Annotated in this window: 19 protein-coding genes and 1 riboswitch; of the genes, 8 read left to right on the plus strand and 11 right to left on the minus strand. The window is 49.2% G+C overall.

Going from position 1 to position 20537, the window contains the following annotated elements:
* Position 1 precedes the first annotated feature (1 nt).
* Positions 2-1162, minus strand: coding sequence for a PLP-dependent transferase (locus AC506A_RS11610; RefSeq protein ID WP_495461169.1), 1161 nt, complete (start codon positions 1160-1162; stop codon positions 2-4).
* A 39-nt stretch (positions 1163-1201) separates the two neighbouring features.
* Positions 1202-2119, minus strand: a complete 918-nt coding sequence (gene metA, locus AC506A_RS11615) for a homoserine O-acetyltransferase MetA (RefSeq protein ID WP_495461170.1) — start codon at positions 2117-2119, stop codon at positions 1202-1204.
* Between the two features lie 102 nt (positions 2120-2221).
* A riboswitch (SAM riboswitch) is annotated at positions 2222-2328 on the minus strand.
* 478 nt (positions 2329-2806) lie between these two features.
* Here metA and corA point away from each other — a divergent pair.
* Positions 2807-3742, plus strand: coding sequence for a magnesium/cobalt transporter CorA (gene corA / locus AC506A_RS11620; RefSeq protein WP_495461171.1), 936 nt, complete (start codon positions 2807-2809; stop codon positions 3740-3742).
* Between the two features lie 58 nt (positions 3743-3800).
* Here corA and AC506A_RS11625 read toward each other — a convergent pair whose 3' ends face one another.
* Entirely contained in the window at positions 3801-4448 is a 648-nt protein-coding gene (locus AC506A_RS11625; protein ID WP_495461172.1) for a metal-dependent hydrolase, read from the minus strand.
* Between the two features lie 192 nt (positions 4449-4640).
* Complete coding sequence (locus AC506A_RS11630) at positions 4641-5915, minus strand: MFS transporter (RefSeq protein WP_495461173.1); 1275 nt, start codon at positions 5913-5915, stop codon at positions 4641-4643.
* Positions 5916-6101: 186 nt separating this feature from the next.
* Between AC506A_RS11630 and AC506A_RS11635 the strand changes: the two genes are divergently transcribed.
* The 3 genes from AC506A_RS11635 to AC506A_RS11645 all read left to right on the plus strand — a co-directional run bounded on the left by AC506A_RS11635 (position 6102) and on the right by AC506A_RS11645 (position 8885).
* The gene (locus AC506A_RS11635; protein ID WP_494818423.1) at positions 6102-7004 is read left to right on the plus strand and encodes a LysR family transcriptional regulator; all 903 of its coding nucleotides are present in this window, start codon (positions 6102-6104) and stop codon (positions 7002-7004) included.
* A 13-nt stretch (positions 7005-7017) separates the two neighbouring features.
* The gene (locus tag AC506A_RS11640; protein ID WP_495461174.1) at positions 7018-7827 is read left to right on the plus strand and encodes a histidinol-phosphatase; all 810 of its coding nucleotides are present in this window, start codon (positions 7018-7020) and stop codon (positions 7825-7827) included.
* Positions 7828-7970: 143 nt separating this feature from the next.
* Complete coding sequence (locus tag AC506A_RS11645; protein WP_495461175.1) at positions 7971-8885, plus strand: EamA family transporter; 915 nt, start codon at positions 7971-7973, stop codon at positions 8883-8885.
* Positions 8886-8892: 7 nt separating this feature from the next.
* Here the strand turns inward: AC506A_RS11645 and AC506A_RS11650 are convergent, their stop codons facing one another.
* Positions 8893-9732 carry a DUF695 domain-containing protein gene (locus AC506A_RS11650; protein WP_495461176.1) on the minus strand — a complete coding sequence of 280 codons (840 nt, stop codon included), beginning with the start codon at positions 9730-9732 and terminating at the stop codon, positions 8893-8895.
* A gap of 229 nt (positions 9733-9961) precedes the next feature.
* Here AC506A_RS11650 and AC506A_RS11655 point away from each other — a divergent pair, with 229 nt between their 5' ends.
* Together AC506A_RS11655 and AC506A_RS11660 are read left to right on the plus strand one after the other, a co-directional pair.
* The gene (locus AC506A_RS11655; RefSeq protein ID WP_495461177.1) at positions 9962-10270 is read left to right on the plus strand and encodes a winged helix-turn-helix transcriptional regulator; all 309 of its coding nucleotides are present in this window, start codon (positions 9962-9964) and stop codon (positions 10268-10270) included.
* 121 nt (positions 10271-10391) lie between these two features.
* The gene (locus AC506A_RS11660) at positions 10392-11606 is read left to right on the plus strand and encodes an acyltransferase (protein WP_495461178.1); all 1215 of its coding nucleotides are present in this window, start codon (positions 10392-10394) and stop codon (positions 11604-11606) included.
* A 418-nt stretch (positions 11607-12024) separates the two neighbouring features.
* Here AC506A_RS11660 and sdhB read toward each other — a convergent pair whose 3' ends face one another.
* Genes sdhB through AC506A_RS11675 form a run of 3 tightly spaced genes read right to left on the minus strand, consistent with a single transcriptional unit; the run spans position 12025 to position 15249 of the window.
* Positions 12025-12792, minus strand: a complete 768-nt coding sequence (gene sdhB, locus AC506A_RS11665) for a succinate dehydrogenase iron-sulfur subunit (RefSeq protein WP_495461179.1) — start codon at positions 12790-12792, stop codon at positions 12025-12027.
* A 14-nt stretch (positions 12793-12806) separates the two neighbouring features.
* Positions 12807-14552: a succinate dehydrogenase flavoprotein subunit gene (sdhA, locus tag AC506A_RS11670; RefSeq protein WP_495461180.1), complete on the minus strand. Its 1746-nt coding sequence runs from the start codon at positions 14550-14552 to the stop codon at positions 12807-12809.
* 25 nt (positions 14553-14577) lie between these two features.
* Positions 14578-15249, minus strand: a complete 672-nt coding sequence (locus AC506A_RS11675; protein WP_495461181.1) for a succinate dehydrogenase cytochrome b558 subunit — start codon at positions 15247-15249, stop codon at positions 14578-14580.
* Between the two features lie 230 nt (positions 15250-15479).
* Between AC506A_RS11675 and AC506A_RS11680 the strand changes: the two genes are divergently transcribed.
* On the plus strand, positions 15480-16373 hold the full coding sequence (locus AC506A_RS11680; protein ID WP_495461182.1) for a LysR family transcriptional regulator: 894 nt from the start codon (positions 15480-15482) through the stop codon (positions 16371-16373).
* A 39-nt stretch (positions 16374-16412) separates the two neighbouring features.
* A complete protein-coding gene (locus AC506A_RS11685) occupies positions 16413-16694 on the plus strand; it encodes a hypothetical protein (RefSeq protein ID WP_495461183.1) in 282 nt (93 codons plus the stop codon).
* 439 nt (positions 16695-17133) lie between these two features.
* Here AC506A_RS11685 and AC506A_RS11690 read toward each other — a convergent pair whose 3' ends face one another.
* From AC506A_RS11690 to AC506A_RS11700, 3 genes are read right to left on the minus strand one after another with little or no spacing between them, the layout of a single operon-like run.
* On the minus strand, positions 17134-18375 hold the full coding sequence (locus tag AC506A_RS11690; RefSeq protein WP_495461184.1) for a cation:proton antiporter: 1242 nt from the start codon (positions 18373-18375) through the stop codon (positions 17134-17136).
* Positions 18376-18415: 40 nt separating this feature from the next.
* Positions 18416-19078: a potassium channel family protein gene (locus AC506A_RS11695; RefSeq protein WP_495461185.1), complete on the minus strand. Its 663-nt coding sequence runs from the start codon at positions 19076-19078 to the stop codon at positions 18416-18418.
* A 15-nt stretch (positions 19079-19093) separates the two neighbouring features.
* The gene (locus tag AC506A_RS11700) at positions 19094-20455 is read right to left on the minus strand and encodes a TrkH family potassium uptake protein (protein WP_495461186.1); all 1362 of its coding nucleotides are present in this window, start codon (positions 20453-20455) and stop codon (positions 19094-19096) included.
* Between the last annotated feature and the right edge of the window lie 82 nt (positions 20456-20537).

Genomic DNA, 20537 nt, shown 5'->3' on the forward strand with positions numbered 1-20537 from the left:
TTTATGCCTCCCCAAGCTCACGTTTTGCTGCTTCAAAGGCTTGCGCCAAATCCGCGATCAAATCATTCACATGCTCAATGCCGACCGAGAAACGAAGCAGACGGTCATCTACGCCGATTCGCTGACGAATTTCGAGCGGAATATCCGCATGCGTTTGAACAGCCGGATATGTCATCAACGATTCCACGCCGCCGAGACTTTCTGCGAAAGCAATCAGCTTAATATGACGAAGGATCGGCTCTACATAAGCGGCATTCTTCAAGCGGAAAGAGAAGATGCCCGTGTTGCCGGAGGACTGGCGGTTCTGCACCTCATGTCCCGGGTGATGAGGCAGCGCCGGATAGTACACATCCTCTATTGCTTCATGCGTCAGCAACCAATTCGCGATTGCGGTCGCATTCGCTTGATGGCGTTCCATCCGCAGTGCCAGCGTCTTCATGCCGCGCATCAGAAGCCACGAATCCTGTGGTCCAAGAACAGCGCCCAGCGAGTTGTGGAGGAAGCCCATTTCAGTGGACAATTCCTTGCCCTTCGTTACGATCAAGCCTGCCAGCACGTCATTGTGACCGCCAAGGTACTTCGTCGCGCTATGCACGATGATGTCTGCGCCGAGTTCAATCGGACGCTGGAAGAACGGAGTGAGCAGCGTATTATCTACAATGGACAGCAAGCCTTTGGACTTCGCCCATGAACAAACCCGCTCCAAATCCGTAATCATCATCAGAGGATTCGTAGGTGTCTCAATCAAGATCGCCTTCGTAGCTGGGGTAACCAGCTGATTCAACGCATCAATGTCATTCGTATCTACGTAAGAAGCCGATACGCCGAAGCGAGTCATAATACGCTCCAGCAAACGGTATGTACCACCGTATAGATCCAAGGAAACGAGCAAATGATCGCCTTGACCAAACAGCGAGAAAACAGTCGTCAGTGCAGCCATGCCGCTGCTGCAAGCAAACGCAGCGTCACCGGACTCCAGCTCTGCAGCTGCTTCTTCCAGCACGCTGCGAGTTGGACTCTTGGTGCGGGCATAGTCAAAGCCGGTGCTTTCGCCAAGCTTCGGGTGGCGGAAAGCTGTTGCTTGGTACACAGGGAAGCTCACAGCTCCGGTAACAGGCTCTTTAATGGATCCAATTTGTGCTAAACGGCTTTCTATTTTCATCTGAAGGGACTCCCTCTCGTCGATTAATGAATTTCTTATTTAAATGCCTGCACCCAAATCATAAGGGGTTTGCTGATAAACATAGTAATTCAGCCAGTTTGAGAACAACAGATTGGCATGTGCTCTCCAGCTCGACAGCGGAATCTTCGATGGATCGTTGTTTGGATAGTAATTCTTCGGTAAAGCAATATCCATTCCTTTGGCTACATCGCGATCGTATTCGGCCTTGAGCGACAGCGGATCATACTCCGAATGCCCGGTTACGAATACTTGTCTGCCGTCCTTGGAAGCGACCAGATAAACACCAGCCTCCGGCGATTCAGACAGAATATCGAGATCCGATATATCGGCGATATCATCGCGGCGCACTTCCGTATGGCGCGACTGCGGAACAAGGAATAACTCGTCAAAACCGCGTACAAGCGGAACATTGCGCTTCTCAACTGTATGCGGGAATACGCCGAACACCTTTTCCTCCAGCTCGTACTTGGGAATGCCGTAATGGTGATACAGTCCGGCTTGTGCGCCCCAACAGATATGGAAGGTTGACGTTACACGACGAGCCGACCAATCCATAATATCCTTCAGCTCTTCCCAATAGTTGACCTCTTCGAATGGAAGCGTCTCTACAGGTGCGCCGGTGATAACTAAGCCGTCATAATATTCGTGCTTAATATCCTCGAACGTTTTATAAAACGACTCCAAATGCTCGGACGATGTATTCTTCGACGTATGGGTACGTGGATGAAGCAGCACAACTTCCACCTGCAGCGGCGTGTTCCCGATCAAGCGCAGCAGCTGCGTTTCGGTCGTTTCTTTAGTTGGCATTAGATTGAGAATGGCTATCCGCAGCGGCCGAATATCCTGATGATAGGCTACGCTCTCATCCATGAGAAAGATATTCTCATCAGTCAGAACATCTTTGGCAGGCAATTGGTCTGGTACTTTAATCGGCATGTCAATCTCTCCAGTCTGCTTGAATTGTCACTGATGTCACTGAGGAGCGCAATGAAAATAGCCCCTCTCAAAGAGAGGGGCACAAATGTATCGTTCATGCGCCTCTCATCTCTCAGAAACATACGTTTCCGCAAGAATTAGCACCGTACGTTTACACGCCGGTTGCCGGGCTTCATCGGGCTAGTCCCTCCGCCTGCTCTTGATAAGAAAGCTTGCTTATTTAATTAAGGAAATACCTTAGTTCCTACTTTAAATCATTCCGTTATTCCCGTCAAGAAGACCCCCTGCACCATCGGCAAAAAACGCGTAACCATGGGCTTTTCCCTGCATATGCTGATACAGAACCATAGACGCTACTTTCTTCTTGAATGGAAAGACATTGTCGGAGTATACTAGACAAGAATTACGCTTTAAGTAGTGAATAATTGACCACTAAAGGGGTGTTTACGACTATGGAAGGCGACCCGAGGCCTGCGGGCAACCGCACTGATAACCGGTTAACACGGAAGATAACAGGAAGGCTCACGTCATCCAACCCTATTCGCAAACGCGCCGCTTCTAGATAAATGGACTAGGGCAAGCAGCATGGCACAGCGCGCGATATGGCTTGCTTGATGTTTTCGATTCTGTTCTCCTCCTCTTAACCGGCATCCGGGAATTACTGCAACAACGAGAGGAGGAACGCGGATGAAAATCCGTCACGTGAACCAAGGTGTTTTTGCACCGGTTGATGATATTCATGCAGCCGTCGTGCCGCCTGCCGAGGGCTTCTACTGGATTGATGCCGATGTAGATGATCTCGCTGTGCTCCAGCCGATATTCGCGCTGCACGAGCTGGCAGTCGAAGACTGTTTAAGTGAAGAAGAGCAGCGGCCTAAGATTGAAATTCATGAAGGCCATTATTTTATTGTAATTAACAGCATCCGATTTGATGATGAAGAAATTTTTCTACGTGCCTTGAACATTTTTCTCGGCCGCCATTATATTATTACCGTTACGAAACAGAAAATTAACGAGCTTCGCACGTTGAAACCGGTCCTGCTTGAAGAGCAAGTCAGCCGACCCGACCGTTTCCTCTATCATTTGGTCGATATCGTCGTTGATAATTACTTCCTCGTCGGCGATCGGATTGAAGCGCGGATCGAAAGCTTGGAAGAAGATATTTTGGTCCACACCAAGAAGTCGCATCTGAATGAAATCATTGGACTTCGAAGCGAGATTCTCTGGCTCAAGAAAGTACTTGGACCACAGAAAGAGCTTATTGCGACGCTTAATAAGAAAGACCTGAAGCTGATCGACGATCAATTGCAGAAGTACTTCAGCGATATCTATGAGAATGCCGTCAAAATCGCCGAGACCTTCGAGACCTACCGCGATCTGATGGGCAACTTACGAGAGGCTTACCAGTCTTCGCTTGCGAACCGCGCGAATGAAATCATGCGCGTCTTTACCGCGCTAACCACGATTTTCATGCCACTTACCTTCATTACCGGTATTTACGGAATGAATTTCGACTTTATTCCCGGTCTCCATCTGCATGGCGGCTCATACTTGCTGCTCACGTTTATGCTCTTGCTCGGGTTCGGTATGTTTTTCATTTTCCGCAAGAAAGAATGGCTATAATTAGCTAAAATAAAAGCTCTCCCGGGACGCTCGCGGCCTCAGGAGAGCTTTTATTATGTTAGCCGAACGGAAGCTTAAAGGTCTTCTTGGTCAGCGGATACAGCCATTTGACACCGCTTGGCGTTAACGTATCCGCAACAAGATGAGACAGATAGCCGCTTATTGCGGTATAGGCGATTCCTTCGATCTCAAGCTGCTGCTCCAGCCCCCATCCGATCGCCCCCCATGCAACTACCGCCCAAATGGTATGCGTTAACCCCCTGTGGTTCAGCCAAGGCACCCATGCAACGTACACGCCAAGACCGATCAACCAATGATGACCGATCGTATATCCTGCATACACAAGTCCTAAGCCGATACTACTCACAAGCGCATCTCGGATCATACCATTGCGAGAGATGAGACCCAGAAGGAACACTACCGCTGCGGCAATCGTGAGATATGGATAAAACATAGCTTCAAACCAATACAAGTATGCAGCTGCTGCTCCTGCTGCGACTCCGCCCCACAGCATGAGTGCACGGATTACCCTGGCCGGCTTGCTAAGCTTGCTGCTCAGAAGATTCGTACCATCCAAATCCGCGCTTAAAGCGGAAAATGCCGCAACGATGATGAATGCCGCAGCATTTGTCATCGTAATGGGATGTGTTGCAGCAGCTACCACCCCGATTGCGACGCCAATTGCTAAATGTGTCGTACCTTTCATGCCATACCTCCTCTTTCTGACTGACACTGTAGAAGTTGCAGAACGGATCGAACGTCAGTTCGCTTTTCGGTTGATTATACCCTCTTTTGCATACTCATTCAATAGGAACTCCGACATGGAAAAAGGCATCGCTTGAAGTACTTCCAAACGATGCCTTCGTATGATGTCTCCAATGAAAAGGCAGGCAAGAAGTTACACAGTGCCCTCTCCTGCCAGCGCTTCCTTGCGACCCTTGTCAAAATTAACATAAAACAGCAGGATGATGCCTATGATGAAGAACGCGAGCAGCGCCAATATGCCTAAACGACTGGAGCCGGTTATAGTGCCGACAACCGCGAAAACGGCTGGTCCGGCAACCGCTGCAAATTTGCTGGATAAGCTCAGAAAACCGAAAAATTCGGCCGTTCGCGAAGGCGGTACCAAGGTTGCGTATAGTGACCTTGCCGTAGCTTGGCTCCCTCCTTGAACGAAGCCAACCAATATGGCTAGCGCATAGAAATGAAGCGCACTCGTCATGAAGAAGCCAAGCATGACGATCAGAACATACACAAGCAGCGAGCAATACAGCGAATTCTTCATGCCGATACGCGAAGCGAATCGGATGAAGAGCAGTGTGCTCGGATAGCCGACAAATTGGGTGATAAGCAGCGCGGCAATCAAATCACTCGTTTCAATCCCGATGCCGCTGCCATATATGGTTGCCATAACGATAACCGTACTAATTCCGTCGTTGAAGAACCAGAAGGAAGCCATATATTTGAGCAGCTCCGGGTAATGCTTCAGCGTTTTCAACGTATTATTGATGCGCTGCATCCCGAGCCGCATCATATCGCCGAAACCTTCGGAAGTCCCTTTAGCCGTCTCCTTCACATTGCGCATAATAGGAAGAGAGAATAAGATCCACCAAAGCCCAACCGTAACGAAGACGGTCTGCGTTGCAGCTGTTTTATTGGGAAAGCCCACTAATGACCATTTCTCGATCATGACTAAATTGACCAGCAGCAGTAAACCACCGCCTAAGTAGCCCATTGCATACCCTTTATTGCTCACGGCATTGAGTGTCTCCGGTGTCGAAACCTCCGTAATTAATCCATCATAGAACGTGTTGGACGCGGCGTAGCCGATCGTCCCGATGACAACCAGGATTGAGGCAAGCATCCAGTCATTCGTCCCAACCAACGCCATACAGATCGTAGCGATGGACCCAATGAACATGAATACCGATAAGAAACGCACCTTTGAACCAGAGTAGTCTGCAATCGCTCCCATAATCGGACATAGAATGGCTACGAAAATCATCGCGATGGTTTGCGTATACCCCCAGTAATTCTCAGCTGTATTGCCGCTTAAATCTGCGCCTGCCACCGTCTTGTAGTAAATCGGCATCACCGCGGCCATAATGGTCGTGACAAAAGCAGAATTGGCCCAATCGTACATCATCCAGCTGCGCACTGCCTTCGGATTCATCCTTTTCGCTCCTTTATAGCGCGTGAATTGTCACCTTCAACCAACATTCGACAGCCCATCAATTGAATCCTGCTCCAACTCACGAAGGCTTGCCGGCTGTTCGGTACCTTTTGCCGTCGAGCTGATTTTACATTATAATGATATATAGCTGTGATAAAAATCTTTAATCGCTAAAGGAGGGATTCCGTGAATATTAACCAACTTGAAACGTTGTTAACCATCTCACGCACCATGAGCTTTCGCAAAGCAGGAGAGCTGCTTAATCTAACGCAGCCGGCTGTTTCTGCTCAAATCAAAAGCTTAGAGGATGAGTTTAAAACGGTTCTAATTGATCGGAATCAACCCGTCACGTTAACGGACCGCGGACAAGTGTTTCTTGATCACGCCGAGCGCATATTAGCCATCGTAGAAGAATTGAAGCAGAAGCTCTCAGACCTAAGCCAAACGCCGCAAGGTCATATCGTGCTGGGAACAACCTCTTCCATCGCGATTCAAATTTTGCCTCGGGTGCTGTCTTATTTTCAAAACCAATTTCCGCTTATCAAAACAACGATTCACTCCATGCCCTCTTCCGGGGTTATGGCCAGTGTCGAGAATGGCTCCGTCGATATCGGGATCACCTATCTGTCGGAACGCAATCCGAATGTGGAAACGTCCATCCTGTATTATGACACCTATGAACTTGTCGTCGCTCCCGAGCATCCCATGAGCCATTTGAAGCATACTACCGTAGAATCGCTCAAGGACATACCCATGATTATGCTCTCGCCGGACACATTAGGACGACGTTTTCTGGATCAGATTTTCCGCAAATATAACCTGCACCCTAACATCGTGATGGAGCTTTCGAGCAGTGAGGAAGTGAAACGGATGGTCGAGATCAATTTAGGTGCCGCAGTGGTCTCTAAGCTTTCCATTGCCAAAGAGGTACAGCTCGGAACACTGAAGCGGATTAAAGTAAATGAGCTCGATATGAGCCATCCGGTCGGATTAGTTTATAAGTCAGGACGGTATATCAACTCAGCGATGCAGCAGTTTTTGAGCGATTTGAAGGGTATGCCCGAAGATCATTTCATTAGCAGCGAGTAGGAGGAGATTCAGTTTGAAATTCGACTTACATACGCACCACTTCCGGTGTGGACATGCAGACGACAATATCGAGGACTATATCAAAGCTGGAATTAAGGAAGGTCTGTCCGTCATCGGAATTTCGGATCATTCCCCTTATTTCGCAAGCGAAGAGGAACAACCTAGCCCAGGCATAGCAATGGGAAAAAGCGAATTTGCTCGTTATGTCGAGGAAGTGCTGAGGCTTAAAGCCAAATATGAAGGCAAGATCGATGTTCTGCTCGGCGTCGAGTCCGACTTCTTCCCCCAGCATGCGCAGGTCTATCGCGATGTATATGCCGGTTATCCTTTTGACTATATTATCGGATCTGTCCACCAATCGCGAGGTGTCAGCATCTTCAATCGCAACCGTTGGAAAAAACTCTCCGAGGAACAGCAAATCGATGAAAAACGTCATTATTACGATCTTATCGGCCAATCCGCACGCAGCGGCATGTTTCAAATTCTCGGTCATATCGATGCGATGAAAGGGTACTATCCCGCTTTCTCTGCGCTTGCCGCCGATGATGCAATTGATGATTGCCTGAAACACATTGGGGAGAGCAGCGTTTCCATCGAAATCAACACCTCCGGCAAAACAAAAGATGCAGGCGGCTGGTATCCTTCTGATGCGATATTGGAGCGTGCACTTCACTTTGGCGTGACCGTATCGTTCGGGTCTGATGCGCATAAGCCGAGCCGAGTCGGCGAAGATTGGGAGCTTGTTGCGAAGCGTCTCAAAGAAATCGGGTTTACGGAATGGTTTTATTACAAGAACAAGAAGCCGGTTCGTGTGGCTCTATAGATAAAAAAGTGGACCTGCACGCGGCAGGTCCAAAGTCATATATAATCAAAAGGGGGTCTTGGTTACTATAATACCCCTCCAATATGAAGGAACTATAACAGAACCATTTCATTTGTGTAACATTTATTAAAGGTGGAATTGACATGTGGTTTGCAGCAGCCGTCAGCAGTGCAGTACTGTTCGGGCTCGCTGGCTGGTGGATGAAGGTGTCCCAGATGCAGAGCGGTTCCTCCGCTTACCTGCTTCTGGGTCTTTATATTTCCGGGACCTGCGGATTTGGCATTCACGCCGCTCTGGAGCACACGTTGCTGCCATCGCTGGCTGATCCTCGAATTTGGCTCGCAGGCTTGCTCATCGGTGCAGGCTCCGCTCTCGGGAACGCGCTCTTCATGAAAGCGCTGGAATGGGGACCTGCCAGCCTTACATCACCGCTTACAAATATGAATATCATTCTTGTTATTGCGCTTGGCACCTTCGTCTACAACGAGCAACTCTCGAAGACTGAGCTTGGAGGCGTCCTGCTGCTACTGTCAGCAGTAGTGCTTGTCTCCATGCGTGGCAAGGAAAAGGCATTTCGGATAGCGCCGCGATGGTATTTCTACGTGGGCATCAGCATCCTGCTCTTCGCGATTCGCAACGGAGGTCTGAAAGTCACAGGAGACCTTGGACTGGACAGCGCTCCGATCTTATTCGTCGCTTACAGCTTATCTATAGTATGGTTTGCCGGCGTTGCCCGCCAAGAACGAACACGCAGGACATCACTCGGCAGTTTCCGTGCAGGCCAAGAACAAGTTACAACTCTCATGCAGAAGTCGATTCGCGCTTCTTCGATCGGGATGAAGTGGGGGCTTATCGCCGGTCTATTCTCCTACGGCGGACTCCAGCTCTACGCAATCGCGCTCGAGACGGGGCGTGCCAACATAGCTGGTCCCATCTTTGCTGCCAACAGTTTAGTTGTAGCCGCAGGAGCCATCATCTTATACCGTGAACGATTGAATCCTTATCAGTGGACGGCTTTCCTACTTACCATTGCCGGCCTTGTTCTTATCCGTCTATGATTTGGGATTATTCCGAGTTGCGTCTCAGAAACACTTTGCGCACTGCGGATTCAAACACACTCAGGTTCCGGCGTATATAGCGGCGGAACCGCCCCGCAGCGGACAGCTTCATTACTGAGCCCCATCCATCGTAACGCCCGCCACTTCCTGCGAGCAGGGAATGCAGCTCACGTACGCGCTCATTTACGGTATCGAGCCGAACGTCCTCGAAACGGCTAATTACAAGCGGATAAGGGTAGCCCTGATCCGGGTTCCCTTCCTTCTCCTTCTCAATTACATATCCGAGTCCCTTTAGCATCGACTCAATTTCCCTTCGGTCATCGTCCTGACGAAACATCAGCCAGTGATAGACGTTTCTGGGCTCGCCGATATTATCCCCTTTATGAATAAGCGCATAGATCATCTGTGCATTGTGCACAAACAGTTCCTCAAGCGCATCCGGGAGCATGAACGTATAAAATTCCCACTCCGGATCTGCTTTGCGATATACTTGCGCTCTGAAAGTCCAGTTATGATCCAGCCAAGCATGAATGGCGGGAAGATCAGGCATCTCTTCTTTAGTGTAATAATAAAACTCAAGCCGGGTTGCTGCATTGATGCGTCCAATATAAATGGCACCTACAGTACTGTTCAGCCAATGTTCAAGCTTGGATTCCAACTGCTCCAATTGTTTGACAAAATCCCGATTCGAGCGATTATGCGCACGAACCGGATATAAGTTAATCGTAATCGAAAGCAAATTCGTATACGCTGCGAGTGGTGCGGAGTTTCGATATCCGACATTAATTAACACACGCAGCTGCTCCGATTCCGTCCGGCGTTCATAAAATCCCCAGTTGTCCGACATCCGGCACCTCAATATCGTTGTAAGATAATAGCATTTCTACAGCGTCTTAGAATTATTTCGGCAGTGTTTGCAAAGTTATTAAGTCTTTTGGAAAAATACCCCATGTATATCCAACTAACTTAAGTATAGTATATAATGAATCAAAAGCATTTGTCTTCTCTTGGCGAATAGCCCTCCCTTTTGAAAACGTCATGTGCTACAATAGAATCATTGAAAGTGGGGTGATAACGTGGATTATTCCAAGATGTGCCCAAAGTATGAGTGCGCAACTGAGTTACTAGGGAAAAAATGGACTGGCATGATCGTTCGCGTTCTGCTCGGGGGGCCGAAGCGGTTTAAAGAAATGAAAGAGCAAATCCCGGAGATGAGCGACAAGATGCTGACCGACCGGATGAAAGAGCTCGAACAATTCGGTATCATTAAACGTAACGTCTATCCGGAAATGCCGGTTCGAATTGAATATGATTTAACTGAAAAGGGACGGGGATTAGAACCCGTTATCCAATCGATTCAAGATTGGGGAGAGAATTGGTGTTAGAAGCTGCCGTGGCTTACGGCAGCTTTTTCACTTTTTATTAGGTAGTTCCGGTTGGTTTCGGAAGAGGCGGATATGATAACGGTACACTCTTGTTTCTAGAGGGAGGGAGACCGTAAGCAATATGGCCATCGAATCGATTCCCATCGCCGGAACAGTCAAGAAAGAACGGCTGCAACAAATTGAGATGCTTCGTGGAATCGCCATCCTAGGCGTACTTATGGTGCACACTACTTCGAATGCTGTCTTAACGGTTCAAAACTCCATGATTCGCATGGTATATATTTCCCTCAATACCTTCTCGCTTTTTTGCGTGCCTGCTTTTATATTTCTGTCAGGCTTTGTATTGTTCTATAATCACTTTGATACGCCTTTCACTAATGCCCGATTGCGAACGTTTTACCGGAAACGGCTGAAGGATCTCATCATTCCGTATGTGTTCATTTCGATGTTCTATGAGTTGGCGGATTATATCATGAAGCGCAGCGGGACATGGAATACAGGCGAGATGATTATGCTCATTGCTCAGCATGTGCTTACCGGAAAATCATACACGCATCTGTATTATATCTTGCTTGCGATTCAATTGTACGTGCTGTTTCCGTTTCTGCTCCTGCTGTTCCAGAAGGTTCGGATTTCGGTCAGGCTGGCCGTTGTTCTTGGATTTGCTGTTCAATGGACCTTTTATTTATTGAACCGGAACTATTGGCATCTCGCTGCAAAAGGCAGCTGGTCGTTTACGTATTTCGCCGCTTTCTTGCTTGGAGCTTATCTGGGTATGCAAAGCGATACATTCAACAAATGGTTCTCTGTGGGAAAATCGGATAAGAAAACGGTGTCTCCTACACATACGCTGCTCCTTGTTCTTCTATGGCTGGCGTTAACAGCTGGTTTTATCAGCATGCATTACGCCTATCGCACCGGGGGCGTTGTCCCCAAAGGCTACTGGTTTGAAATGGGCTACAACCTGTTCACGTTGCTGACTGTCATTGTTCTGCTTCGCTTCTGTGTGTGGCTGATGCAGCAGCGCGCTGCACGCCTTCTGGTGGCCATCCTTTCGGATATGGGCCTGCTCTCGTTCGGTATCTACCTCATTCACCCCTTCTTCCTGCTGCTGTATCATCGATATCCTCCCGCGTCAGCGGAGCCGCTCATCTTCCATCTGTGGACAGCGGGCAGCTTCCTGTTCACGCTAAGCACATCCGTAATCGTCATTCTACTGGCACACCGCTTTACAAAGCGATCCTGGCTGTTTCTAGGCCCGGTGCCAGCTAAATTCCAAGCCCCAGCCACAGCTACAGCTAACGCTGAAGTACTAATCCCAAGGATAAACGAATAAAGGCGTATCATGGGAAGCCATGACACGCCTTTTTCGTTATTCTCTTGCGCGACCTCGGAGCGCAAGTCTTTGGTCTGCGCGAATTCGGAGCGGTGGTCTTTGGTTTCACGCGACCTCGGAGCGCAAGTCTTTGGTCTACGCGACTTAGGAGCGGTGGGAGCGGCAGCCGCAGGCTGTACGATTAGGAGCGACTTTGGTGCGAAGCACCACGGGAGCGCTGAATCGTACGGCCTGCACGCAGTGCCCCAGCTCGGAAGAGCGTTTCCCCCTGCGAAGCAGCAGGGATAAATAGGGCGACTTTGGTGCGGGAAACGCAGCAACAGCTATTCCGAATTTGAGCGATTTTGGTACGGAGTACCACGGGAGCGCAAATCGGAATAGCTGTGCGAAGTGCCCCACCACGGGAGCCGTATTTACTCTACATCCCCAACCATTTTTTGAACAAATGCTTAGTCGTATCTTTATTAATCGCTGCAATCGAAGTCGTCAGCGGAATACCTTTCGGACAAGAGCGTACGCAGTTCTGCGAGTTACCGCAGCCTTCGATACCGCCGTCTTCCATCAGCGTTTCCAGACGTTCTTCTTGGTTCATCTCGCCCGTAGGGTGAGCGTTGAACAGTCGAACTTGCGAGATTGCCGCAGGTCCGATGAAGCTGTTGCGGTCGTTGACGTTCGGGCAAGATTCCAAGCAGACCCCACAGGTCATACATTTGGACAATTCATACGCCCATTGACGTTTCGTTTCCGCCATACGCGGTCCGGGACCAAGATCGTACGTACCATCGATCGGAATCCAAGCTTTAACGCGTTTAAGCGCGTTGAACATCCGCTCACGGTTGATAACCAAGTCACGCACTACCGGGAACGTGCTCATCGGCTGCAGACGAATCGGCTGTTCCAGTTTATCGATCAATGCGCTGCACGCCTGACGCGGCTTACCATTGATGACCATGGAGCAAGCACCGCATACTTCCTCGAGGCAGTTGGACTCCCAACATACCGGAGCCGTACCTTGACCGTCTTGTTTCTTAGGATTACGCTGGATTTCCATCAATGCGCCGATTACGTTCATATTCGGGCGATAAGGAATTTCAAACTCTTCGGTATACGATCCAGAGTTCGGAGCGTCTTGACGCGTAATGACCAGCTTTACTGTTTTTGTTTTCACTGTCGTCGCTTCCGCCATCGTTATTCTCCTTTCTATTTTTCCTTGGAGTAGTCACGTTTACGTGGTTTGATTAGAGAAACATCGACTTCTTCGTACGAAATTTGCGGGCCTTCCGGCGTCCATGTCGCTTTCGTCGTTTTCAAGAAGTCATCATCGTTACGATCCGGGAACTCCGGTTTGTAATGCGCGCCGCGGCTTTCGTCTCGCATAAGTGCGCCAAGCGTCATCGCTTCGGATAGTTCCATCATGTTCCACAGCTGACGCGTGAAGGCTACGCTTGCGTTGTTCCAACGCGCGGAATCGTTGATATTGATATTTTGATAACGCTGCTTCAGTTCTTTAATCTTCGCGATCGTCTCTTCGAGCTTCTTGTTGAAACGTACAACGGTCATGTTGTTCGTCATCCACTCGCCGAGTTCTTTGTGCAGGACATATGCGTTCTCTGTACCGTTCATGTTCAAGATGCTTTCATACTTGTCGGTTTGCTGTTTCTTCGCACGATCATAGACAGAGGAAGAGATATCTTCTGCCGATTTCTTAAGGCCTTTGATGTACTCGACCGCTTTAGGTCCAGTAATCATGCCGCCATAAATTGCGGAGAGCAGGGAGTTCGCGCCAAGACGGTTGGCACCATGATATTGATATTCACATTCGCCGCAAGCGAACAAGCCGGGAATGTTCGTCATTTGATTGTAGTCAACCCATATGCCGCCCATGGAATAATGAACCGCAGGGAAGATTTTCATCGGAATTTTACGAGGGTCATCACCCATGAACTTCTCATAGATCTCAATGATACCGCCAAGCTTCACGTCCAGTACCTTCGGATCTTTGTGGGATAGGTCAAGGTAAACCATGTTCTCGCCGTTAATACCGAGCTTCTGCTCTACGCAAACATCGAAAATTTCACGAGTTGCGATATCACGCGGAACCAGGTTTCCGTAAGCAGGATATTTCTCCTCTAGGAAGTACCAAGGCTTGCCGTCTTTATACGTCCAGATCCGTCCGCCTTCACCGCGCGCCGATTCCGACATCAGACGAAGTTTGTCGTCGCCCGGAATTGCCGTCGGGTGAATTTGAATGAATTCGCCGTTTGCATAATGAACGCCTTGTTGATATACCGCGCTCGCAGCTGTGCCTGTGTTAATAACGGAGTTCGTTGTTTTGCCGAAAATAATACCAGGGCCGCCTGTCGCCAAAATAACAGCATCCGCAGCAAAGGTATGTACTTCCATGGAGCGAAGATCTTGAGCGGTTACACCGCGGCAAGCACCCTCGTCATCCAGAATGGAACCGAGGAATTCCCAGTGCTCGTACTTCGTTACAAGACCCGCTGTTTCCCAGCGGCGAACTTGCTCATCCAGCGCATACAGCAATTGTTGGCCTGTTGTAGCGCCTGCAAAAGCAGTTCGGTGATATTGCGTACCGCCGAAACGACGGAAGTCAAGCAATCCTTCCGGAGTACGGTTGAACATAACGCCCATCCGGTCCATCAAGTGAATGATGCCTGGTGCGGCATCACACATTGCTTTTACAGGTGGTTGGTTCGCCAAGAAGTCCCCGCCGTAAACGGTGTCATCAAAATGCTCCCAGGTGGAGTCGCCCTCACCTTTCGTATTAACCGCACCGTTAATGCCGCCCTGTGCACATACGGAGTGCGAGCGTTTAACAGGCACAACGGAGAACAGATCGACATGAACGCCTGCTTCTGCCGCTTTTATAGTAGCCATTAGGCCGGCCAGACCGCCGCCAACGACAATAATTTTGTTTTTAGCCATTACATTATCGCTCCTTGTCTCAAACTTAAACGAGATTCGTCAATTGCAGAGCAGCAGAGGCCGCCTCTTTAAATTCATCGCCGCGGAATGCGCCAAGCGACAACAGGAACATCACCGCTACAATGACGAATACACCCATCCAAAGGAACGAGGAGATGCGTTGTGCACGCGGTCCGACTGTAATGCCCCAGCTAACGAGGAATGCCCACATGCCGTTGCTGAAGTGGAACGTTGCTGCAAGAACACCGATGATATAGAGCACGAAGTATAAACCGTTGCTTGTGATGTCATGCATCAGTCCGCCGAGTTCCTCATGCTTTACTTCACCGAGCATCACTTGCAAACGGGTTTGGTAAAGATGCCAGAAGATAAAAATAAACGTAATTACACCGGTTATACGCTGAACAGCAAATGCCCAGTTACGTCCATATTTGAACTGACCGGTATTCAGGTTCGACTGATAAGCAACATATAATCCATACACGCCGTGGAACAACAGCGGCAACCAAATGCCGAACAATTCCAGGAAGAAAACGAGCGGAAGATCATTTAAGAACTTGATGCTATCCGAAAACCCCTGTGATCCACCCTCATAGGCCGAATAGTTTGTAATCATGTGCTCGATGAGGAACAAACCGAGTGGAATTACTCCGAGTAAAGAGTGGATCTTACGCGATAAATACGAATTTCCTTTCATAACTTGTACGTTCTCCTTTCCAAACTGTGGGGTAGCATTCGCCATAATTCGCCAAAACCATTCTCCATTGTAACTCTAGGCCCAGAAGGCGTCAATAAATAATAGATTTACACTTTATGGTGGCACAGTACACATGATACTCCTTTTTCGCTTATAATGGAATTGCTTATTATTCATTAATTGTTATAACTTTTTTGCATATAGACTCAGAGGTACGAGGTGAATTGCTGATGTTAGATGAGTTACACGTTTTTGCCGTTGTTGTGGAGCAGTCCAGTATGAACAAGGCTTCCGCCGCACTAAATCTATCCCAACCGGCTCTCTCCCGCAAAATCGCCAAGCTGGAACAGGATCTTGGCGCCTTGCTCTTCCGCCGAATCGGCAAACGGCTTGAACTGACCCGAATCGGACAGCTAACGTACGAATACGCCATTGAAGCGAGGCAGCAGCATTTGCGCTATCTCAGCCTAGTCGCAGATTATAAGAGCGCGGGCCGTTCCACGTTAACGATTGGCGCAAGTCTTACGACACTGCAGACGACTTTGCCTGATCTCATTCAAGCATTGACCATTCGCAGTCCCGAGCTCGACATCAAGGCCATCACCGGTAAGACCCATGAAATCGTAACCCTCGTCCGTGAACGCAAAGCCGATCTAGGCATTGTCGCTTCGCGCATCGATGACCCACAATTGAGATGCGTGCCGCTGTTTGACGATCACCTTGTGCTGGTGCTGCCCCGCAATCACTTCGTCATGGATAAAGGCTTGCCTGTTATTAGCGATTTAAACGCGCTGCCGATGATATTGTTCTCCAAAGGCACATGGTACCGAATTCTAACCGATGAATTGTTCGAAAAATACCGCCTGCTCCCCGATGTGCGTATGGAGATCGACTCCTTCGAGGCCATTCTTCGGTTGCTGCATACTTGCCGGGCCGCCACGCTGCTGCCCAAATCCTATTTGCGGCCAGAGATGCTGCAGGATAACGATCTCTTAGTTATCCCGATCCGCGAATTAGTGGAGTCCAAGCGAACAACTTCGCTTATTCATGCGCAGTCGGAGAGCTTGAGTCCGGCGGTGCGGCTGTGGATCGACGAAATCGCTACGCATTATAAGCGAGTTTAGCTTGGTGGGGGAGAAGATGCTCCGCGGTTGGTGGTTGGGATGAAGAAGTGGATTGGACTACGTTTAGGGGATCCGTTTCCGTCGCTGTTGAACCCGGGAATATTGAACTTTACACCTCGCGGTGTATTCCCGGTTTCAAAGGCGATCGCTGGCGCTCTCCAACGGATTCCCCTTTCACTTGTCCAACCATCTTCATCCCTTCCCTCCTTCCCGCTGCGCTTCCTTCTTCCACCAGCGTTCAGCTCCGCATATCCTGCTCCGCTGGGCAGCAGGGTTGAGACGCAATCGCTGCCCCCGCAGCTCTGCGGCACATTCTTTTAGAGATCAACCCGAGCCACGCTTAGTACGCGGCGCGATCCTTTAAAGCCCAATTCGGACCACGCACGGTATGTGGCTCCATCTTAAGACAAATTCGGACCACGCCGGGTATGCGGCTCCATCTTAAGGCCAAAATCGGACCGCGCCGGGTATGCGGCGAGGTGAATCTGTTCCCTCCCGCAACAATAAAGGACAGAGCACCGCTTCGGGTGCCGTCCTTTATTGTGGGTTCGGGGGAAGAGGCGACTGGAGAGGAGCGTGACAGCCTGGAGAGTTTACGTCCTGCCTTTAAAACCGTGATCAAACCTCTACCTAACAAGTTCAATGGTGATCACGGGTTTAACAGCAGGCGGAAGGCTGTCACAGCTCAGCAAAAGGAGTCCTCCTCTTCCCGAACTTCCGAACAACAATAAAGGACAGAAGCCGAAACCGGCTCTGTCCTTTATTGTTTGCCATTTTCCGTATCCAATACCATGCCGAGCTTTCTTGCCATCCATGCGGTCGAACTCGCCTGAAGCAGGATCGTGAGCATAATGGCCATAAACGTGATCGAAGCGATAATATCGGCATGTTTGATCCCCATGCCCGAGAGCATACCGGATAACGCCGCAGGGATGACACCTGTTTCGCGAACCCACATCATAAAGGTCATCTCTCGCATAGACCATCGGGAAGTACGATCGGGCCACGCTGATGCAAGAACGGTAGCCGGTCTTGCGATAACCATCAGTACCAGTACAGCTAGTAAGCTTTGCCACCAATACTCGCGAAGCAGCACGAAGCTGACTTGACTGCCTAATAGCACGAAAATAAGCATACGCAGCATGACGGTCATATTTTCCGAGAAGTGATGCATTTCTTCTTGCTTGCCAGTCATATGTAGACCGAAACTGCCCGCATTTCCCCAAATCAAACCAGCAACGAAGGTCGCCATAAAGCCGCTTACATGAAGCAGTTCCCCCGTTAAGTAAGAACCGATAGCCGTACAAAGCATTGCAATCGTCGTATAATTTCGCAGCACGCCAAGCTTCACATGGGATACTAAGAATACAATAACAATGCCAATTACCAAACCAACAGCAATTCCACCGAACGCTGTCTGTAAGAAATCCATTAGAATAATACCCGGTTTAAGCACCGATTGTCCGGTAGCCGCGCCAAGCAATGCAAACATAATGATCGATCCTGTCGCATCGTTGAAGGCTGATTCACTTTCAACGGTTTCGCGAACCCGCTCACGGATTCGCACTTGGCGAAATACCGGAATAATGGAGGCGGGGTCCGTCGAAGCAATGACCGAAGCCGCAAGCAGAGCGTAAAGCCATTCGATACCGAACAGCCAATGAATCGCGGCACCCACGATCGCTACAGTAATGAGTACCCCGGGAACGCTCAGCAGCCCTACGGTCCAGCCAACTTTACGAAGCCCGCGCAACGAAATATTGCGGCCGCCGTCAAACAAAATAATCGACGAGCCTCCAACTAAGATCAATTGATTCGTAAGCGAACTGCTCGGCTCATTAATCCAGTGCAGGCCCGTCCCAATAACCATTCCCGCAATAATAAAGAGCGCGACATCCGGAAGTCTGAGCTTGATCGCAATCGTGCCTGCCACCATACCTGCAATTACGATAACCAACATAAGTATGAAGAAATGATGAATCCATTCGGACGTGTTCTCCATGTGCCAGTAACGCCCCTTCTGTTCAGATCCAGAATTTCTGCTAGCGAATGACTGTATGTTCAAATTCCTCGATCTGTTGATTCGTACCGATGATGACCATAACATCCTTCTCCGCCAGCACATCGTTTCCGGTCGGCGCAATGATGATGCCCTTCGGCTTATTGATCGCTACGATACTGCAGCCGAAGCGAGCCCGCGGATTCAATTCATGCAGCGATACACCGCTCAAACATTTCGGCACGGCTAATTCAGCAATCGTATAGTCCTTCGACAGCTCGATGTAGTCAAGCAGATTCGGAGAAACCAGTTGATGCGCTACACGGATACCCATATCGCGCTCCGGATAGACGACGCGGTCAACGCCGATTTTCTCCAGTACGCGCCCATGAAGCTCAGTCATCGCTTTCGCCACAACTTTTTTCACCCCAAGATCCTTCAGCAGTATGGCTGTAAGTATGCTCGCTTGAATATCGTCTCCTATTGCCACGACGCCGCAGTCGAAGTTTCGAACGCCAAGCGAACGAAGCACTTCCTCGTCTGTTGACTCTGCTGCGACCGTATGCGTAAGCACTTGGCTCATATCCTGCACGACTTCTTCATCTTTATCGATTCCCAGTACATCGTAGCCCAGCTTAATTAACTCGTGAGCCAAGCTCGAGCCAAACCGCCCCAGCCCGATAATTACAAATTGATTGCTTTTCATGGTTGTATGAATCCCCTATCCAATTGTGATTTTGCCTTCCGGATGCCTGTACAGCACTTTTTCTGTCCGCGGCCCTAATGCATATGCCAATGTAAGCGGCCCAAGCCTGCCTGCAAACATCGTGAAACATATGATGATTTTTCCGACTAACGATAGCTCCGGCGTAATGCCAACTGTAAGACCGACTGTGCCAAATGCAGAGGTCGTCTCGAAAAGAATTTTCAAAAAGGCTTTGTCCTCCGTTGTGGAAAGCACCATCGTCACGAAGATCACCAGCGATAGAGAGAGCATGGTAATCGTCAATGCTTTGAATATCCGTTCCCGAGCAAGACGGTAGTTAAATAGGACGATGTCTTCTCTACCTCTAATCATGGCAATAACAGCACCAATCAGTGTCATGAAGGTCGTCGTTTTGATCCCCCCGCCTGTAGAACCCGGTGAAGCTCCGATGAACATTAGGATGATTATAAAGAACTGCGTGGCTTGCCTTAGAGAAGCTAAATCCAACGTATTGGCACCGGCCGTACGCGGCGTGACGGATTGAAAGAACGAAGACAATATTTTGGTCCCCCAATCAAGCGAGCCAAGCGTCTTAGAATTGGAAAACTCGAATATGAATATGACTATCGTACCGATTGCGATCAGAGATCCGCTCATGCTGAGGACTACCTTCGAATGCAGCGACAATCGCTTTTTCTTGCGGTATTCGAGTAAATCGGACATGACGATAAACCCAATGCCGCCAGTAATGATGAGCAGCATCGAAACGATATTCACTAGTGGATCGCTTACATAAGCCGTTAAGCTCGTATAAGGCACCCCAAATTGGCCGAACAAGTCGATCCCGGCATTATTGAAGAACGAAACCGCATGAAAAATGCCAAAATAGATCGCTTTGCCTACCGGCATGTCAAAGGACCAGCGGATGGCAAATAAGAATGCGGCAATCGATTCTATCGTTAAGGAATAAATGATGACTTTGCGAATTAAACGAACAATCCCCTCCATGTTGCTTTGATTGAACGCTTCCTGGAGAATCAGCCTTTCCTTAAGCGAAATGCGTTTGCGTAAAGCAAGCGCGAATAAAGTAGCCATCGTCATGAATCCAAGTCCGCCGATTTGAATCAGCGTCATAATAATAAGCTGACCCGGCACGGAATAGTGACTTCCGGTATCGACTGTCACAAGACCTGTCACGCAGGTTGCCGTCGTCGCCGTAAACACCGCATCGATGAAAGGAGTAGCTTGGCCATCGCTTGAGGCGAATGGCATGGAAAGAAGTATGCCGCCGCACAAAATAATCAGTGCAAATCCTGTTACAAGAATTCTTGGCGGTGACCATTTGGAAATGCGAAACCAGTGTTTCAATGCTTTCATTCCTTTCCTTCCATTGACTACCAATGAATCACATTATAAACCGTACCTTACCTTAATTCCTAGTAGGACAGCACCCGCGCCA

The organism is Paenibacillus sp. N22P23, from assembly GCF_059383735.1.

Bases quoted from the DNA above. Each gene is read 5' to 3' on its own strand.
- AC506A_RS11610 (WP_495461169.1), bottom strand. From the start codon at position 1,162: ATGAAAATAGAAAGCCGTTTAGCACAAATTGGATCCATTAAAGAGCCT.
- metA (WP_495461170.1), bottom strand. From the start codon at position 2,119: ATGCCGATTAAAGTACCAGACCAATTGCCTGCCAAAGATGTTCTGACT.
- AC506A_RS11625 (WP_495461172.1), bottom strand. From the start codon at position 4,448: ATGAAAGGTACGACACATTTAGCAATTGGCGTCGCAATCGGGGTGGTA.
- AC506A_RS11695 (WP_495461185.1), bottom strand. From the start codon at position 19,078: ATGAAAAGCAATCAATTTGTAATTATCGGGCTGGGGCGGTTTGGCTCG.
- corA (WP_495461171.1), top strand. From the start codon at position 2,807: ATGAAAATCCGTCACGTGAACCAAGGTGTTTTTGCACCGGTTGATGAT.
- sdhA (WP_495461180.1), bottom strand. From the start codon at position 14,552: ATGGCTAAAAACAAAATTATTGTCGTTGGCGGCGGTCTGGCCGGCCTA.
- AC506A_RS11690 (WP_495461184.1), bottom strand. From the start codon at position 18,375: ATGGAGAACACGTCCGAATGGATTCATCATTTCTTCATACTTATGTTG.
- AC506A_RS11685 (WP_495461183.1), top strand. From the start codon at position 16,413: ATGAAGAAGTGGATTGGACTACGTTTAGGGGATCCGTTTCCGTCGCTG.
- AC506A_RS11645 (WP_495461175.1), top strand. From the start codon at position 7,971: ATGTGGTTTGCAGCAGCCGTCAGCAGTGCAGTACTGTTCGGGCTCGCT.
- sdhB (WP_495461179.1), bottom strand. From the start codon at position 12,792: ATGGCGGAAGCGACGACAGTGAAAACAAAAACAGTAAAGCTGGTCATT.
- AC506A_RS11680 (WP_495461182.1), top strand. From the start codon at position 15,480: ATGTTAGATGAGTTACACGTTTTTGCCGTTGTTGTGGAGCAGTCCAGT.
- AC506A_RS11700 (WP_495461186.1), bottom strand. From the start codon at position 20,455: ATGAAAGCATTGAAACACTGGTTTCGCATTTCCAAATGGTCACCGCCA.
- AC506A_RS11650 (WP_495461176.1), bottom strand. From the start codon at position 9,732: ATGTCGGACAACTGGGGATTTTATGAACGCCGGACGGAATCGGAGCAG.
- AC506A_RS11630 (WP_495461173.1), bottom strand. From the start codon at position 5,915: ATGAATCCGAAGGCAGTGCGCAGCTGGATGATGTACGATTGGGCCAAT.
- AC506A_RS11660 (WP_495461178.1), top strand. From the start codon at position 10,392: ATGGCCATCGAATCGATTCCCATCGCCGGAACAGTCAAGAAAGAACGG.
- AC506A_RS11675 (WP_495461181.1), bottom strand. From the start codon at position 15,249: ATGAAAGGAAATTCGTATTTATCGCGTAAGATCCACTCTTTACTCGGA.